This is a genomic window from Dechloromonas denitrificans (genome assembly GCF_020510665.1).
GTDB lineage: Bacteria > Pseudomonadota > Gammaproteobacteria > Burkholderiales > Rhodocyclaceae > Azonexus > Azonexus denitrificans_B.
The window spans coordinates 125,733-140,836 of record NZ_CP075187.1; the positions used below are offsets into that span (position 1 = coordinate 125,733).

Genomic DNA, 15,104 nt, shown 5'->3' on the forward strand with positions numbered 1-15,104 from the left:
GAGTGTTTTCCTGCAGTTAAGGCGAGTTGATGTAAGCCTCGAGCTGGCGCGAGATTTCGCCAACCGGCATGGCGAAGGGGAATTTTTTGATGAATTGGCCATCGGGGCCGAGCAAAATCATCCCTGCCGAATGGTCGACCGCATAACGGTCGGCCGGGGTGTCCGGCTCAAAAACCTTGCTGTAGCGGATCTTGAAATTGTCTGCCGAGCGGCGGACGAGTGCGACCGGGCCGGTCAGGCCGAGAATGCGGGGGTCGAAAAATTCGGTATAGGTCTTGAGCACCTTGCCGGTGTCGCGTTCCGGGTCGACCGTAATGAAGATTGCCTGGACGCGTGCCGCCTTGTCGCCCAGTTGTTTCAGGATTTCAGCCATTTCAACCAGGGTGGTCGGGCAGATATCAGGGCAATAGGTGTAGCCAAAGGAAATCAGCTGGTAGCGTCCGCGAAAGTCCTCACTGTTGACCGAACGACCGTTCGGGTCCTGCAGGAGATAGCGCGGAATAATGCCGGCACTGCTGTTGCTGCGCAGAGCCTCCCATGATTCAGCCAGAGCGGGGGGAGCCAGCCACAAGCCAATCAGCAGCAGTGCGCAAAGACGGATCATTGAGCCGACTTGAAGACCGCTTGCAGGCGTTGTTCGGCAGCGCCGAGCTGGTTGGCGAGCGTTGCGGCCTCCGGACACTTGGCTTTGCCTTGAGCCAGGAAGGCGGCATTGGTCGCGTTTTCAAACGTTTCGCCATTGGCGCGCGTCTTGGGGGCCGTGGTGGCGACCGAGTTGCGCGCCCGGCTGACCAGTGCCGGCTGCTTGCAGGCCAGTGCCGTACCGTTGATCTGGCCGATGGCTTCCAGCGCGGCCGTGCCTTCATCGGCGGCAAAAGTCGGAGTGGTGGCACAGAGCAGGCTGAGCAAGAGGGTCGATACGGCGATTTTCATGGTCTGGATCCTTGGCGGAGAGGCTGATTATAGTCAGCGGGTTTCGAGCTGCTTTCTTACAGATCAAATATTTCGAGCAGTTGAGGCAGTCCTTCGCTGATTGCCACCGGCCCTGGCGTCAGGATGACGGCTGATTTGATTTCATGCATTTTTCCGTTGTTGACCGCGGGAATCTCCCGCCAGCCGGGTCGGGCGGCGACCCGTTCGGGGCGGAAGTGCTTGCCGCACCATGAGCCGATGATGATGTCCGGCGCGGCGGCAATCACGTCTTCGGCAGAAGGGCGGCGGTCCTTGGCCAGCGGCGAGCGGGCTTGTTCGGCAAAAACATCTTCGCCGCCGGCGATTTCGATCAGCTCGGAAGCCCAGCGGATACCGCTGATCAGCGGCTCGTCCCACTCCTCGAAATAAACGCGCGGCTTCTTGCCGGTTTTGGCCAAGCGTTCGGCCGCGATCGCTCGGGTCTGGGCGATTTGAGCTTCCAGTCCGGCGACGATGGCGAGCGCCTTATCTTCCGCCCCGACCAGCCGGCCGAGCGTTTCGATCATGCCGAGAATGTCGTCGACACTACGCATGTTGAAGGCGTAGACCGGGACACCGGCCTTGATCAAGTCGCGCGAAATTTCGCTCTGCAGATCGGAGAAAGTGAGGACGAGATCGGGCTGGGTGGCGAGGATCTTGTCGATGTCGCCGGTCGTGAAGGCAAAAACCTTGGGCTTCTCCTTGCGCGCTTCGGGCGGACGGACGGTGTAACCGGAAATGCCGACGATGCGGTCTTGTTCGCCCAGGGCGTAAAGCACTTCGACGGTTTCGGTGGTCAGGCAGACGATGCGTTGCGGCAGACGGGGCATGGTTTTACTTGGCTGGACGATGGCTGCGTGCGACATCGAGATGAGCGCAAAGTTTCTCTGCGCCATCGAGAATGCGCGGCGTGTGGCGCTGCATGATGTCCGGATTGATATGGAACAGATTGTCGCGTTTGACCGCAGTCATTCGCGTCCATTTGTCCCAGTCGTGCAGCCATTCCGGCTTGGCATCGCCCATGCCGGTTGCGATGATGGCTTCCGGATCGGCCGCCAGTACGGCTTCGACGCTGACCGTCGGCGCCATCTGCGGTAGTTGGCCAAACACGTTTTCGCCGCCGCACAGCGTGATTGCATCGCTGATGATCTGCGGACCGCCGACGGTCATCAGCGGCGATTTCCAGATCTGGTAGAAAACGCGGATTTTCGGCTTGCCGGCATTGGCCTTGCGCAAGCCTTCCAGGCGCTTGCGGAACTGTTCAGCCGCTGCGTTGGCCGCCGTTTCGGTGCCGGCCAGCTGACCCATGCGGATCAACTGGTCGGCGACGTTTTCCATTTTGTTCGGTTGCGAGACGTAAACTGTCAGGCCGAGCGCCCGGAGTTTGTCGACCTGCGTCAGGTTGTTGCCGCTTTGCCAGGCCAGCACGAGGTCCGGCTTGAGCGCCGCCACCGCTTCGAGGTCGATGCGGGAATAGCCGCCGACGCGGGCGACTTTCTTCGCCTCCGGCGGGTAGTCGCTGTAATCGACGGTGCCGACCAGCTTGCTGCCGGCGCCTGCGGCGTAAAGACTTTCGGCCGCATGCGGCGCCAGTGTGACGATGCGCGTTGCTGCCTTCTTCAGGCGCACCTCGTAGCCGGTGTCGTCCTTGAAGACCAGATCGGCAGCACTGGCCGGATTGCTGGCGAGTGCTGCGGTCAACAGTGCGAAAAGGTGGTTTTTCATGCGGCTTTCCAGTCGTTCAGGGCGGCGGCCAGGCGCTGCCATTCCGCTTCATTGGCCGGCAGGCCGAAGCGAAGCAGCGGCTGCTGGTCGAAATGGCGGGTCAAAATGCCGCGTCGAGCGAGAAACTCGTGCAGTTCGCCGGTTTCTGCGGCGTTCAGCGTGGCAAACAAGGCCGTGCTGCTGACGTCGCCCAGCGGTGCCAGCAAGGCATGCAGGCGGGCGGCAGCGGCTTGCAGTTCGATCCGGGCATTCGCCTGCCAGGCCGTATCCGACAAGGCCAGCCGGGCGGCAACGCGCGACGGCCCGGCAACCGACCACGGGCCGATCAGTTCGGCCAGCTTGGCGAGCAGGTCGGGGGCGGCGAAAACGAAGCCGACGCGGGCGCCGGCCAGACCGAAAAACTTGCCGATCGAGCGCAGCACGATCAGGTTCGGCGCTTCCGGGGTGCCGGCCAGTGCGGTCAGGCTGTCTTCCGGCGTCGGGTCCATGAAGGCTTCATCGACAATCAGCCAGCCGCCGCGCTTTTTGAGCTGGATGGCCGCGTCGACCGCGACATCGCGCGGGTGACGGCCGGCCGTCGGATTGTTCGGATTGCACATCAGCACATACGGTGTCGCCGTGGCCAGGGCGCGCGGGAGCGTGGCGTTCTGCAGGAAGCGCAGACGATGGCCGGCGCGCTGCCAGGCGTGCGGATGTTCGGCGTACAGCGGGCTGATGCAGGCAACGACGGCGCGCGGCAATAAATGCGGCAGTAACTGGATGGCGGCTTGCGAACCGGCCACCGGCAGCAGATTGCTGTTGCCGTAGTAGGCGGCGGCGGCCGCTTCCAGGCCATCGTCGTTTTCCGGCAGGCGGAGCCAGCAATCGGCCGGCATTTCTGGCACCGGCCAGCAGTTCGGGTTGATCCCGGTCGACAGGTCGAGCCAGTCGCCGAGCGGAATGTCGTATCGGACTGCGGCTTGGCGCAGGCGTCCGCCATGCTCAAGCATGCAGGATTCCAATCATGAAAAAGACGGCCAGCCACAGCCACAGGCTGCGTTGGATCAGGGTGATCGCCCGGCCAAGATCAGCGGCCAGCGGGGCCGGCCCGGTGCCGAGCGGCGGGCGGATTTCTTCCTGGCCGTGATACATCGCCGCGCCGCCGAGCAGCACGCCGAGGCTGCCGGCACCGGCTGACATGACCGGCCCGGCGTTCGGGCTTTCCCAGCCCGGCGCCTGGGTTTTCCAGCAAGCCAGCGCATTGCGCGTCCGGCCAAGCAGGGCGTAGGTCAGCGCGGTCAGGCGGGCCGGCAGCCAGTTGAGCAGATCGTCGAAACGTGCCGCAAAGCGCCCGAACAGGTTGTAGCGTTCGGTGCGGTAGCCCCACATCGCATCCAGCGTGTTGGCCAGCCGGAAGAGCAGTGCGCCGGGCCCGCCGAGCAGGGCGAACCAGAACAGCGTGCCAAAGATCGCGTCGTTGCCGTTTTCAAGCACCGATTCGACGCCCGCCTTGGCGACGCCGGACTCGTCGAGTTGCGATGTTTCACGGGAAACCATCCAGCTGACCCGCGTCCGCGCCTCGTCCAGCCGGCCTTCGCGCAACGGCCGGGCGACGGCTTCGGCGTGTTCGGCCAGGCTTTGCGCGCCGAGGGCGAAGTAGAGCAGGGCGACATCGACGGCAAAGGGCGCGAATGGCCGCAGCCAGAATGCCAGTGCAACCCATGGTCCGACAACAAGTAGCCAGGCGAGCAGGCCGCTGGAGATGTGTCGATTGTTGAGTTTCTTTTCCAGCATCGACGCCAGATTGCCGAAGCCGACCAGCGGATGCCAGCGCCGTGGCTCGCCGAGTACACGGTCGAGCAGGACAGCGGCGAGGGCGGCCAGCGGCATGGCAAAGGCGTCGATGCTGAGGTTCATTTCGGGAAAATGCCTGGCCCTTGAATGTCGGCCTGCATTTCACGCAATGCTGCGGTCAACGGCTCGTTCTGGCCGGAATCCGTGGCTCCCCATTGCTCGAAATAGACCAGATCCTCGATCGGCAAACGCGGTAGCCAGCCGGCTTTTTCCAGTTCGGGTTTGTCGTGGAAATGGCTGACATAGCCGATGCACAGGTAGGCAATCGGCACGATATGGTGCGGAATGCCGAGCGCGTCCTGCAGTTCGGCTTCATTGAAAATGCTCACCCAGCCGACGCCCAGGCCCTCGGCACGGGCGGCCAGCCAGAGATTCTGGACGGCACAGACGCTGCTGTAGAGATCCATCGTCGGGATGTGCGTGCGACCGATGACGACCGGCCCGGTACGCGTCCGGTCGCAGGTGATGCACAGGCTGATCGGCGCTTCGAGAATGCCTTGCAGCTTGAGCTTGCTGTAGATCTCACGCTTGCCGTCCGGAAACATTCGGGCCGCTTCCTGGTTGGCCTGGTCGAAGATGGCATGGACGCGTTGCTTGACCTCGTTGGAGCGCACGAGCAGGAAGTTCCACGGCTGCATGAAACCGACCGAAGGGGCGTGGTGCGCTGCCATCAATACGCGACTCAGGACATCGTCCGGCACCGGCGTCGGCAAAAACTGACCACGCACGTCGCGGCGATTGAAAATGGCTTGATAGACGGCAGCCCGATCGGCATCGGAAAAGGCGGGTGCCATTGGTGTGGCTTGGTTTTCCATGGATTCCCCTTCTGGAAAGATGTGGACTGCCGGGCCTGACAGCCTGTGATTTGCCTCCCGGCCGGTCTTCTGACTTGGATTCAGCCTGGCGATGCGCCTTCCCGGTCGGGATTCCCGTCCAGTGGCCTGATGCATCGCCCGTCATCCTTACAGCGTTGGGCACGTGGCGGATTTGCACCGCCTTCCCGATTCTCCGTCCAGTGTTGGCTGAACGGCACCCGGAGACACTCGCCCAAACAAATGGGCGGGGCTGATGGTGCCATAATTACGGACTTTTTTCACATTTGGTCGCTATGTCCTGCTTTTCACTGATGGTCCAGGGGACCACGTCGGATGCCGGTAAATCCACGCTGGTCGCGGCTTTATGCCGGATTCTCAAGCGTCGCGGGATCAATGTCGCGCCGTTCAAGCCGCAGAACATGGCGCTCAATTCGGCCGTCACCGTCGACGGTGGCGAAATCGGTCGGGCCCAGGCGCTGCAGGCGCTGGCTTGCGGCCTGTTGCCGCATACTGATTTCAACCCGGTGCTGCTCAAGCCGACGACCGACAAGAAGTCGCAGGTGATCATTCACGGCAAAGTCGCGATGGACCTCAATGCGCGCGACTACCAGGAATACAAGCCACGGGCGATGCAGGCCGTTTTGGCCTCCTGGGGGCGGTTGACCGCGCAATACGACGCGGTGATGGTCGAAGGCGCCGGATCGCCGGCCGAAATCAACCTGCGGGCGCGCGACATTGCCAACATGGGCTTTGCCGAAGCGGTCGATTGCCCGGTGATCATCGTCGCCGACATCGATCGTGGCGGCGTCTTCGCCCATCTGGTCGGGACCTTGGAACTGCTCTCGCCGTCCGAACAGAACCGGGTCAAGGGTTTCGTGATCAACCGTTTTCGCGGCGATATTTCGCTGCTGGAATCCGGCCTGACCTGGCTTGAAGAGCGTACCGGCAAGCCGGTGCTCGGCGTATTACCCTACTTGCACGGCCTGATGCTCGACGCGGAAGATGCGATTGCCACCGCTGCGGTCGACGGTAAAAAAGCGGCCCGTTTGAAAGTGATCGCGCCAGCTTATCCGCGTGTTTCGAATCACAACGATCTCGATCCGCTGCGCCTGCACCCGGAAGTCGATTTCCAATGGATCGGCCCGGGCGAAACGCCGCCGGCCGCCGATTTGATCGTCCTGCCCGGCTCCAAGGCGGTGCGTGCCGACATCGACTGGCTGCGCCAGCAGGGTTGGGCGGCGGCGATCCAGAAACACCTGCGTTACGGCGGCAAGGTCGTCGGCCTGTGCGGCGGCTACCAGATGCTCGGCCGGATGATTCACGATCCGCTCGGGCTGGAAGGCCAGCCGGGCAGCACGCCGGGGCTGGCGGCGCTCGATCTGGAAACGACGCTGGAAACCGAGAAACAGTTGCGCAATGTCAGCGGCCATCTTGCGTTGCCGGGCAATCCGGCCATGACCGGCTACGAAATTCACCTGGGCGTGACGCGCGGCGATGCTCTGGCTCAGGTCGCGGTGCAACTGGCCGATGGCCGGACGGATGGGGCGGTTTCAGCCGACAACCAGGTCTTTGCGACGTATTGCCACGGCGTTTTCGATCATCCCGAGGCGTTGACCGCGCTACTTGCCTGGGCCGGCTTGCAGGAAAGCGGGCAGGTCGATTTTGCCGCCCGGCGCGAAGCCGATCTCGACCGCTTGGCCGATTCAGTGGAAGCGGCGCTCGACTGGCAAAAAATGGCGACTTTCCTGCCGCTTTAAGACACGTTGGCCGGACTTTGCCTCAGCCGGCCGGCTTGGGCTCTTCGTGATGAATCCGCTTGAGCGCGACCTGGCGCTGGATCTCGCGGAAATCCATTTCCCGGCCGTGCAGTGCGTAATGTTTGCGGATGCTGCCGAACACCTTTTTGGCATCCGGACTGCTCATTAGTTCTTCGGTATGGCGGTCGGCCAGCTCACGATCGCCGACCGAGAGTGCGGCACGCATCACATCGAGTCGCACTGTGGCGCTGAGTTCGGTGGCGAGCAAAGCCGGGCGAAGACCGGCAAAGCGTTTCTTGCCGCGATCCGGCGAGGCCAGCGCGAGCAGTGAAGCGTAGCTGCCCTGTTCGTTGAGGCTCAGGTTCTGCAATTCCGATTCGCGAATGCCGACCAGCACTTTTTCGGCGGTAATCAGGTCGCCGGCATCGACATAGCTGCGGGCCAGGGTCAGTTGGTCGTCGGCTGAAACGGCGCCGGGCATGGTGTCGTTGGCAATGACATCGGCCATCGCCGCCCGAGCCGCCTCGCTGTCGCCATTGAGCGTTGCCGCTTCGGCCAGCAGGCGCTTGCGGACATAGTTGCGCGGGGTTTTTTTGGCCACTTCATCGAGCACCTTCTGGGCTTCTTCGTGTTCGCCCTGGGCCATGCAGATGCTGGCCTTGATGTCCGAGGCATCAAAGAAGTGTGGCGTGCCGGCGACAACGCGATCAATTTCCTCGCGCGCTTCGGTCAGCCGGTTCTGCTGGTGCAGCGAGCGTGCCACGCCGGCTCTGGCCCAGGGGAAATCGTAATTTTCCAGAATCCGGCGATAAGCCGTTTCGGCCGAGCTTGAATCGCCGGTGGCGAGCAGCACTTCGGCTTGCTGGCGAAGAATTTCGAAACGGTAGGGACGGCCAGCTTCGCTATCGCGCTGCGCAGCCAGGATAGCCAGTGCTTTTTGGTATTCCTGCTGGCGTTTTTCCCGGTAATAAGCGGCGAAAAAATCCTTTTTCTGAACAATCCGATTGAGCCGCAAGAGCAGTTTGTCGGGCGAAAAAGGTTTGATGATGTAGTCGTCGGGCACCAGCTCAACCGCAGAAACCACCTGTTCGTAGGATTGTTCGCCGGTCACCATCATGAAGATGGTTTCGTCCGGCAGCAGGTTGAAGCGGCGCAATTCTTCGAGCAATTGCTGGCCGGAGCGACCGTCGCCGAGGATGTAGTCGCAGAGGATGATGTCCGGTACGTTGTTGCGAATGCGGTAGATCGCATCCTGGTAATTCGAGGCGAATTCGACGGCGAAGGCACCGACCGTCTGGGCGATGCTGCGCAGCGCGTCGCGGGCCAGCGGCTGGTCGTCAATGACGAGAAAACGCTTTTTGCTGTAATCGCTCATCTACGGAATGAACAACTCAAAACGAGCGCCGCCCAGCCGGCTGTCGTTGCTCAGGCGCAAGCTGCCATGCCGCTCCTGCCGGCAGTGCAGCCGGGCCAGCCGTTCGGCCAGCAGCAGCCCGGTCCCGCTGGAAGGTGGAAAATTGGCAAAGCCGGGGCCGTCGTCTTCGACCAACAAATGCAGGCCATCGCTGCATTCGCTGGCGGTCAGGCGCACTTGGCTGCGGGCAAAGCGGCCGGCATTTTGGACTGCGTTGCCGAGCATGTCGGTCATCAGGTCACGGTCCAGCGGCCAGGCATCTGGTGCCTGGCAATCGATGCTCAGGGTGATGCCGTTGGCGGCAAGGTGGGCTTTCTGGGCCAGCCCGACTTCGGCACAAAGATCGCCAATGATGGTTGGTACGATGGCCAGTTGGGCGCCGTGGCGGAGCAGCCGATAGCTGGCGAGCGTGCGCGACAGGCGCTCGGCGGCCGCTTCAATGGCGTAGCGTGCCTCGCCGAGATCGATGCGGTGTTCGGCTTCGCGCGCGGCAATCAGCGCTTCGGCGACGAACAGCTGATTCTTGGTGTCATGGATGCCGGAGGCCAGAATGTCGAGCAAGCGCTGCATGGTTCCTCCGCCGCATTAAAGTACGAAGAATAACCCTACTTCAGTGATAGTGGCAGTCCGGCTGCAACCAGTGTGACGCGGTCGCAAACAGCGGCGACGCGTTGGTTGAGGCGTCCCTGTTCATCGGCGAACAGTCGGGAAACCGGATGCATCGGCACGATGCCCCAGCCGACTTCGTTGGAGACGAGGATGATGCGTCCGGGCAGGCCCGGCAGGCATTCGATCAGGCCGGCCGTCTCGCCGTCGAACAGCGGACAGTCGATGGCCTGGCCGGCTTCGGCCTGGGTGCCGGCCAGGCCGGCAAAAAGCAGGTTGGAAAGCCATAGGGTCAGGCAGTCGACCAGGATGCAGGTGTCCGGCGCGGCCAGTTCGCGCAAACGTTGCGCCAGGTGAAGAGTTTCTTCGGCACAGCCCCATTCGGCCGGGCGGCGGGCGCGGTGATGGGCGATGCGGCGCGACATTTCGCCGTCGCGGGGTTCGGCCGTGGCCAGGTAGACGACCTTGAGGCCGGATTCGGCTGCCCGTTTTTCAGCGTGAACGCTTTTGCCCGAACGGGCACCACCAAGAATGAGTTCTTTCATGGTCGGCACTTTAGGTGATTGCGCCGGGTCGCCGCAAGCCGGATAATTCGGCCCGATTCGATGTAACGGAACACGGTGCAATTCCGTGGCGGGCCCGCCGCTGTAATCGGGGACGGATGTCGCGACAAACCACTGCCTATGGGGAAACAGACCCGGCGGGAAGGTGCGGCAAACGGCTGATCCGAGAGCCAGAAGACGTATCGAGTCAGTTTGGGCCGGAAGCCTGTGGACAGGGCTTCGTGGCGACGTTTTTGCAAACGTTGCCGCGAGGCCCTTTTGCTTTTTCGAACAGAAAGAATCGGATGCATTCAAAATTCAATATCACTCGCCCCGACCAGGGGCTGGCCGTTACGCTGCAACACAAAATCGACCAGAAAACCAAGCCGCTTGGCGCGCTTGGCCAGCTTGAAACGCTTGCCAGGAAAATCGGGCTGATCCAGCACAGCCTGACGCCGCAGCTCACGCAGCCGCAGATGCTGGTTTTTGCCGGCGACCATGGTGCGGCCAAGGCCGGTGTGTCAGCTTTCCCGCAGGAAGTGACCTGGCAGATGGTGGAAAATTTCCTGGCCGGCGGTGCGGCGATCAATGTTTTCTCCCGCCAGAACGGTATGGCGCTTTCCGTGGTCGACGCGGGGGTGGCCCATGAATTCGGTCGTCGTCCGGGTCTGATCGACGCCAAGGTCGCCGCTGGAACGGCCAGCTACATCGATGAGCCGGCAATGACCCTGGCGCAATGCGAAGTGGCGATTGCCAGCGGCGCCGAGATCGTGCGCGGTCTGGCGGCGGGCGGTTGCAATGTTGTTGGCTTCGGCGAAATGGGGATCGGCAACACGGCATCGGCGTCGCTGATTACACATTGTCTGACCGGGGTTTCGCTGGCCGAGGCGGTTGGCCGCGGCACCGGGCTGGACGATGCCGGCCTGGTTCGTAAACAGGCTTTGCTGGATAAGGCGTTGAGTCGTTACCGGGCCACCGGAGGCAGCGATGAAGCGCTCGCCGTGCTGGCCGAATTCGGGGGTTTCGAGATCGCCATGATGGTTGGCGCCATGCTGGCGGCGGCGGAAGCCAAAATGGTGTTGCTGATCGACGGCTTTATTGTCAGTTCGGCCGCGTTGACCGCAGCAAAGCTTTTCCCGGCATTGACCGATTACTGCATTTTCTGCCATCGCTCGGCCGAGCCAGGGCATCAGGCCCAACTGCGCGCAATGCAGGCCGAGCCTCTGCTTGATCTCGGCTTGCGGCTCGGCGAAGGTACCGGAGCGGCGCTGGCTTATCCGCTGGTCCGTGCGGCGCTGGCTTTCCTCAATGAAATGGCCAGTTTCGAGTCGGCCGGCGTGTCCGAGCAGGAATAAGCCCCGATGTTGAAGCGTGAGCTGGAATATTTTTTCGGGGCTATCCGTTTTTTCACCCGGCTGCCGGTACCCGGCTGGGTTGGGCATTCGGCCGAGGCACTGAATTCAGCCGCGCGCTATTTCCCTGCCGTCGGCCTGCTGGTCGGCGGTATCGGGGCGCTGGTTTATCTCGGGGCGGCCTGGCTCTGGCCCAAGCCGGTGGCTGTCCTGCTATCGATGGCGGCGACGATTTATGCGACCGGGGCTTTTCACGAAGATGGCCTGTCCGATACGGCCGATGGCCTGGGCGGCGGTTGGGAAAAGCAGCGCATTCTTGAAATCATGAAGGATTCGCGGGTCGGAAGTTATGGCGTGGTAGCGCTGGTCCTGGCCTTGTCCGGCAAGTTCACCTTGCTGGTCGCGCTGGACGAAGCCCTGCTGCCTTGGGTGCTGCTCGCCGGGCATGCCGTTTCACGCTTTTGCGCAACGTCCTTGCTGGCGTGCATGGATTATGTCCGCGACGATGCGCTTTCCAAGGCCAGGCCGCTGGCCAATCGTCTTTCCTGGCCGGCCTGGCTGATGGCCGCGGGGTTTGCCTTGCTGCCTTTGGCCGGGCTGCCGCCGGTCAAGGCGGTGGCCGGGTGTTTGCTCGCTGCACTGATGACGGCTTGGCTGTCACGGCTTTTCATGCGCTGGCTGGGCGGTTATACCGGCGACTGTCTCGGCGCCACCCAGCAGTTGAGTGAAATTGCGTTCTATCTTGGCGTGCTGGCATTGTTGCCGGTCTGAGCCGTCGGTAACGTTTCATGCAATCGGCTTATGTCGTTCGGCTTTGCTGTTGTGCGACAATGTGACGAAAAGTTAGAGGGCGGGTTTGGCATGCATAAAAATTACGATGCGGTAGTGTGGGACCCTGCCATGAGCGTCGGGCAGCCGCGTCTGGATTATGACCACAAGCTGTTCATCGGTTTCTTCAATGAAATGATGGCGCACGCCGATGCCGACGTTCATTCGGAATTCATCTCCGGTTTTCTCGACAAATTCATGCGCTATGTAGGCGCTCATTTTGTTGAGGAAGAACGCTATATGACCGATATTGCGTATCCCGGCGCCGAGGAGCATCGCCGTTTGCATAATGAAACGGTCGAGCAGCTGACGCATATTTTCGAACTGACCATTCTTGGCGAGCAGCGCGCCGTCAGCATGCTGGTCGACTTCATCGTCCAGGGTTACGAACATCACTTGCTGGTCGAGGATCGCAAACTGGCCGAATTTGTTCGCCTCCGCGCGCGGCCGATTCGCTACGCCTGACGCGTGAAATTTGTGGCGCCTGGATGATTCTTCACCTTGTTCGTCATCCGCGGCCACGGGTCGAGGCCGGTATTTGCTACGGTCAACTCGATCTGGCAGCCGAAAATGTCGAGGCCGCCGCGTGCGCCTTGCGTCCTCGCCTGCCGTCCGGCTTGCCTGTGTGGAGCAGTCCCTTGCAGCGTTGCCGGCATCTGGCCGAGGCCCTGCATCCTTCGCCCCGGCTTGATGCCCGTCTGGCGGAAATCAATTTTGGCGATTGGGAAGGTCGACCGTGGGATGCCATTCCGCGTCAGCAGATCGACGCCTGGGCGAGCGATGTCGCGCATTTCGTGCCGCCTGGCGGCGAGTCGCCGTTCATGCTGCAGCAACGGGCACTCGATTTCGTGGCCGGGCTGGACGTGCCGGAAGCGGTGCTTGTCACGCACGCCGGGGTGATCCGGGTGTTGCTGGCACATTGGCGGAATTTGTCGCCGGAACGCTGGAGCGAACTGGTTTTTGACTACGGATCGCTGACGACGGTCGAGCTAGCCCGGTAAAATACCGGGATGCAAATATTCAATCCTCTGGGCGATGCCGTGCCGCTCGGCGAAGTTCGCCGGGTGCTGGTCATCAAGCTGCGCCATCACGGCGATGTGCTGGTCAGTTCGCCAGTGTTTTCGGTGCTCAAGGCGCATGCGCCGCAAGTCGAGATCGATGCGCTGGTTTATGCCGACACGGCCGAGATGGTGACTTTGCATCCGGCAATTGCGCAGGTTCACACCATCGACCGCAAATGGAAGAAACTCGGTATCGTCGGCCAGAGCAAGGCTGAACTGGCGCTCTACAACGCGCTCAAGTCCCGTGGTTACGACCTGGTCATCCACCTGACCGAACATTGGCGTGGGGCCTGGCTGTGCCGCCTGCTCAAGCCGCGCTGGTCGGTCGGGCCGTCGGTCGGTGGCCGGAGCAAGCGCTGGAAGCAGAGCTTTACGCATCTCCAGACTGCGCCGCGCAATGCTTTCCGGCACATGGTCGAGGCCAATCTCGACGCGCTGCGCCGGATCGGCATTCAGCCGACGCCTGAAGAACGGCGCATGTGCCTGGTTCCGGGGCCGACGGCCGAAGCCAGTGTGGCGGCGCATTTGCAGGGATTCGGCCTGAATGGCGGTGATTTCATCCACATTCACCCGGCCTCGCGCTGGTTTTTCAAATGCTGGCCGGTTGAGCGCATGGTTGCGCTGATCAGCCGCCTGCAGGCCGAAGGTCATGCGGTGGTGCTGACGGCAGCGCCAAGCAAGGATGAACAGGCCATGCTCGATGCGATCCAGGCCGCGCTGGAAAAGCCGGCTTTCAGCCTGTCCGGCGTGCTTTCGCTCAAGGAACTGGCGGCGTTGACCCAGTCGGCAAAGCTGTTTATCGGCGTCGACTCGGCGCCGATGCATATCGCTGCGGCCGTAGGCACACCAACCGTCGCGCTGTTCGGTCCTTCCGGTGACAAGCAGTGGGGGCCGTGGGGCATTCCCTTCCGCGTTGTCAGCAGTACCCAGCATCCCTGCCGGCCTTGCGGTATCGACGGTTGTGGCGGCGGCAAGCTCAGCGATTGCCTGGTCAGCCTGGGGGTGGATGAAGTACTGGCGGCGGCTCACGAGTTGCTCGCGCTGTGAAGATCGCCATCGTTCGCCAGCGGTACAACCCGTTTGGCGGGGCCGAGCGCTTTGTCGAGCGGGCCTTGGCGGCGCTGGCGGCCGAAGGGGCGGAAGTCACGCTGATTACGCGCAGTTGGGATGGTGCGCCGCGTGAAGGGTTTCGTCAGGTGACCTGCGATCCGGCGTATTCCCGCTTGCTGGGTGGACGGGCGGCGCGCGACCGCAGTTTTGCAGCAGCGGCACAGCGCGAGATGGCGGTGGGGGCATTCGACATCACCCAGTCGCACGAGCGCATTCCCGGTTGCATGATCTTTCGGGCCGGCGATGGCGTGCATGCCGCATGGCTGGTTCATCGGGCGCGCATTCTTGGGCCATTGCAGCGTCTGATGCAGCGTTTCTCGCCCTATCACCGTTATGTTTGCGTGACGGAACGGGCGATGTTCGAACATCCGGCCTTGTGCCGCGTGATCTGCAATTCGCAGATGGTGGCCGATGAAATCAGACGTTTTTACGGTGTCGACCGCAGCAAGCTCGCAGTAATCTACAACGGCGTCGATACGGCGGTGTTTTATCCCGGGCTGGCTGACGAATTCCGTAGTGCAACCCGCGCCGCAGCCGGGATTCCGCAGGATGTGCCGGTGCTGCTTTTTGTCGGCAGCGGTTTTGAACGCAAGGGCGTGCCGCAGTTGTTGCGCGCTTTTGCTGCGGCCCGGCATGCGACGGCGCATCTGGTGGTGGTTGGCGCCGACCGCAAGCTCAAGACCATGCGGGCGCTGGCCGGCTCGCTCGGTTTGGGCGATCGCGTTCATTTCACCGGCCCGCTCAAGGATGTGCGCCCGTGGTACGGCGCGGCGGACGGTTTTGTCCTGCCGACGCTGTACGACCCTTGTCCGAATGCAGCGCTTGAGGCGCTGGCTTGCGGCTTGCCGATTGTCACCTCGACGACCTGTGGTGCTCAGGAATGGGTACAGGCCGGGGTGAATGGCTGGGTGGTCGATGCCGTTGATCGGGCCGAACTGTCTGCCCGGCTCGACGACCTGTGCGTATTGGCCGGTAACCAGACGGCGCGTGCGGCGGCCCGGGCCAGTGTCGAGGCGCTGACCCTGCCGGCGATGGCCGACCGGCTGCTCGCCCTTTACCGTTCGCTCAGTCCCGCTCCGGTCGGGCAGGTATAATCACGGGTTCTACTTT

The 15,104-nt window shown here is 62.4% G+C and carries 17 protein-coding genes and 2 riboswitches; of the genes, 7 read left to right on the plus strand and 10 right to left on the minus strand.

The features are described 5' to 3' along the window. Positions 1–16: 16 nt before the first annotated feature. The 7 genes from KI614_RS00590 to bluB are packed head-to-tail and all read right to left on the minus strand — an operon-like array spanning position 17 to position 5,324. Entirely contained in the window at positions 17–604 is a 588-nt protein-coding gene (locus KI614_RS00590) for an SCO family protein (RefSeq protein ID WP_226407161.1), read from the minus strand. Further along, complete coding sequence (locus KI614_RS00595; RefSeq protein WP_226407163.1) at positions 601–933, minus strand: hypothetical protein; 333 nt, start codon at positions 931–933, stop codon at positions 601–603. Before KI614_RS00595 ends, KI614_RS00590 begins: the two co-directional genes overlap by 4 nt. Before the next feature lie 56 nt (positions 934–989). After that, the gene (locus tag KI614_RS00600; protein WP_226407165.1) at positions 990–1,781 is read right to left on the minus strand and encodes a cobalamin-binding protein; all 792 of its coding nucleotides are present in this window, start codon (positions 1,779–1,781) and stop codon (positions 990–992) included. A gap of 4 nt (positions 1,782–1,785) precedes the next feature. Further along, positions 1,786–2,676 carry a cobalamin-binding protein gene (locus KI614_RS00605; RefSeq protein ID WP_226407167.1) on the minus strand — a complete coding sequence of 297 codons (891 nt, stop codon included), beginning with the start codon at positions 2,674–2,676 and terminating at the stop codon, positions 1,786–1,788. Further along, the gene (cobD, locus tag KI614_RS00610) at positions 2,673–3,665 is read right to left on the minus strand and encodes a threonine-phosphate decarboxylase CobD (protein ID WP_226407169.1); all 993 of its coding nucleotides are present in this window, start codon (positions 3,663–3,665) and stop codon (positions 2,673–2,675) included. Before cobD ends, KI614_RS00605 begins: the two co-directional genes overlap by 4 nt. Further along, entirely contained in the window at positions 3,658–4,572 is a 915-nt protein-coding gene (gene cbiB, locus KI614_RS00615) for an adenosylcobinamide-phosphate synthase CbiB (protein WP_226407171.1), read from the minus strand. The genes cobD and cbiB overlap by 8 nt, the downstream gene beginning before the upstream one ends. Beyond that, on the minus strand, positions 4,569–5,324 hold the full coding sequence (gene bluB / locus KI614_RS00620; protein ID WP_226407173.1) for a 5,6-dimethylbenzimidazole synthase: 756 nt from the start codon (positions 5,322–5,324) through the stop codon (positions 4,569–4,571). Before bluB ends, cbiB begins: the two co-directional genes overlap by 4 nt. A 41-nt stretch (positions 5,325–5,365) precedes the next feature. Further along, a riboswitch (cobalamin riboswitch) is annotated at positions 5,366–5,561 on the minus strand. Between the two features lie 56 nt (positions 5,562–5,617). On the opposite strand from bluB, the gene KI614_RS00625 reads away from it, so the two are divergent. Next, positions 5,618–7,081: a cobyric acid synthase gene (locus tag KI614_RS00625; protein ID WP_226407175.1), complete on the plus strand. Its 1,464-nt coding sequence runs from the start codon at positions 5,618–5,620 to the stop codon at positions 7,079–7,081. Between the two features lie 22 nt (positions 7,082–7,103). Here KI614_RS00625 and KI614_RS00630 read toward each other — a convergent pair whose 3' ends face one another. Genes KI614_RS00630 through cobU form a run of 3 tightly spaced genes read right to left on the minus strand, consistent with a single transcriptional unit; the run spans position 7,104 to position 9,646 of the window. Further along, positions 7,104–8,456, minus strand: a complete 1,353-nt coding sequence (locus tag KI614_RS00630; protein WP_226407177.1) for a response regulator — start codon at positions 8,454–8,456, stop codon at positions 7,104–7,106. Then, entirely contained in the window at positions 8,457–9,065 is a 609-nt protein-coding gene (locus tag KI614_RS00635; protein WP_226407179.1) for an ATP-binding protein, read from the minus strand. Between the two features lie 35 nt (positions 9,066–9,100). After that, entirely contained in the window at positions 9,101–9,646 is a 546-nt protein-coding gene (cobU, locus tag KI614_RS00640) for a bifunctional adenosylcobinamide kinase/adenosylcobinamide-phosphate guanylyltransferase (protein WP_226407180.1), read from the minus strand. Between the two features lie 41 nt (positions 9,647–9,687). Continuing rightward, positions 9,688–9,866, plus strand: a riboswitch (cobalamin riboswitch). Positions 9,867–9,948: 82 nt separating this feature from the next. Here cobU and cobT point away from each other — a divergent pair. From cobT to KI614_RS00670, 6 genes are all read left to right on the plus strand, one after another. Then, complete coding sequence (gene cobT / locus KI614_RS00645; RefSeq protein ID WP_226407182.1) at positions 9,949–10,998, plus strand: nicotinate-nucleotide--dimethylbenzimidazole phosphoribosyltransferase; 1,050 nt, start codon at positions 9,949–9,951, stop codon at positions 10,996–10,998. A 6-nt stretch (positions 10,999–11,004) separates the two neighbouring features. Continuing rightward, entirely contained in the window at positions 11,005–11,766 is a 762-nt protein-coding gene (locus KI614_RS00650) for an adenosylcobinamide-GDP ribazoletransferase (protein ID WP_226407183.1), read from the plus strand. Between the two features lie 129 nt (positions 11,767–11,895). Then, on the plus strand, positions 11,896–12,288 hold the full coding sequence (locus KI614_RS00655; protein WP_226407185.1) for a bacteriohemerythrin: 393 nt from the start codon (positions 11,896–11,898) through the stop codon (positions 12,286–12,288). Positions 12,289–12,311: 23 nt separating this feature from the next. Continuing rightward, complete coding sequence (gene cobC, locus KI614_RS00660; RefSeq protein ID WP_226407187.1) at positions 12,312–12,824, plus strand: alpha-ribazole phosphatase family protein; 513 nt, start codon at positions 12,312–12,314, stop codon at positions 12,822–12,824. A gap of 9 nt (positions 12,825–12,833) precedes the next feature. Further along, positions 12,834–13,931: a putative lipopolysaccharide heptosyltransferase III gene (rfaQ, locus tag KI614_RS00665; protein ID WP_226407189.1), complete on the plus strand. Its 1,098-nt coding sequence runs from the start codon at positions 12,834–12,836 to the stop codon at positions 13,929–13,931. Further along, positions 13,928–15,088, plus strand: coding sequence for a glycosyltransferase family 4 protein (locus tag KI614_RS00670; RefSeq protein WP_226407191.1), 1,161 nt, complete (start codon positions 13,928–13,930; stop codon positions 15,086–15,088). The genes rfaQ and KI614_RS00670 overlap by 4 nt, the downstream gene beginning before the upstream one ends. Positions 15,089–15,104: the final 16 nt, after the last annotated feature.

Coding starts and splice junctions, on each gene's coding strand:
- KI614_RS00600 (WP_226407165.1), bottom strand. CDS start 1,781: ATGCCCCGTCTGCCGCAACGCATCGTCTGCCTGACCACCGAAACCGTC.
- KI614_RS00590 (WP_226407161.1), bottom strand. CDS start 604: ATGATCCGTCTTTGCGCACTGCTGCTGATTGGCTTGTGGCTGGCTCCC.
- KI614_RS00650 (WP_226407183.1), top strand. CDS start 11,005: ATGTTGAAGCGTGAGCTGGAATATTTTTTCGGGGCTATCCGTTTTTTC.
- KI614_RS00595 (WP_226407163.1), bottom strand. CDS start 933: ATGAAAATCGCCGTATCGACCCTCTTGCTCAGCCTGCTCTGTGCCACC.
- cobD (WP_226407169.1), bottom strand. CDS start 3,665: ATGCTTGAGCATGGCGGACGCCTGCGCCAAGCCGCAGTCCGATACGAC.
- cbiB (WP_226407171.1), bottom strand. CDS start 4,572: ATGAACCTCAGCATCGACGCCTTTGCCATGCCGCTGGCCGCCCTCGCC.
- cobT (WP_226407182.1), top strand. CDS start 9,949: ATGCATTCAAAATTCAATATCACTCGCCCCGACCAGGGGCTGGCCGTT.
- KI614_RS00625 (WP_226407175.1), top strand. CDS start 5,618: ATGTCCTGCTTTTCACTGATGGTCCAGGGGACCACGTCGGATGCCGGT.
- KI614_RS00635 (WP_226407179.1), bottom strand. CDS start 9,065: ATGCAGCGCTTGCTCGACATTCTGGCCTCCGGCATCCATGACACCAAG.
- KI614_RS00605 (WP_226407167.1), bottom strand. CDS start 2,676: ATGAAAAACCACCTTTTCGCACTGTTGACCGCAGCACTCGCCAGCAAT.
- rfaQ (WP_226407189.1), top strand. CDS start 12,834: ATGCAAATATTCAATCCTCTGGGCGATGCCGTGCCGCTCGGCGAAGTT.
- bluB (WP_226407173.1), bottom strand. CDS start 5,324: ATGGAAAACCAAGCCACACCAATGGCACCCGCCTTTTCCGATGCCGAT.
- KI614_RS00630 (WP_226407177.1), bottom strand. CDS start 8,456: ATGAGCGATTACAGCAAAAAGCGTTTTCTCGTCATTGACGACCAGCCG.
- KI614_RS00655 (WP_226407185.1), top strand. CDS start 11,896: ATGAGCGTCGGGCAGCCGCGTCTGGATTATGACCACAAGCTGTTCATC.
- cobU (WP_226407180.1), bottom strand. CDS start 9,646: ATGAAAGAACTCATTCTTGGTGGTGCCCGTTCGGGCAAAAGCGTTCAC.
- cobC (WP_226407187.1), top strand. CDS start 12,312: ATGATTCTTCACCTTGTTCGTCATCCGCGGCCACGGGTCGAGGCCGGT.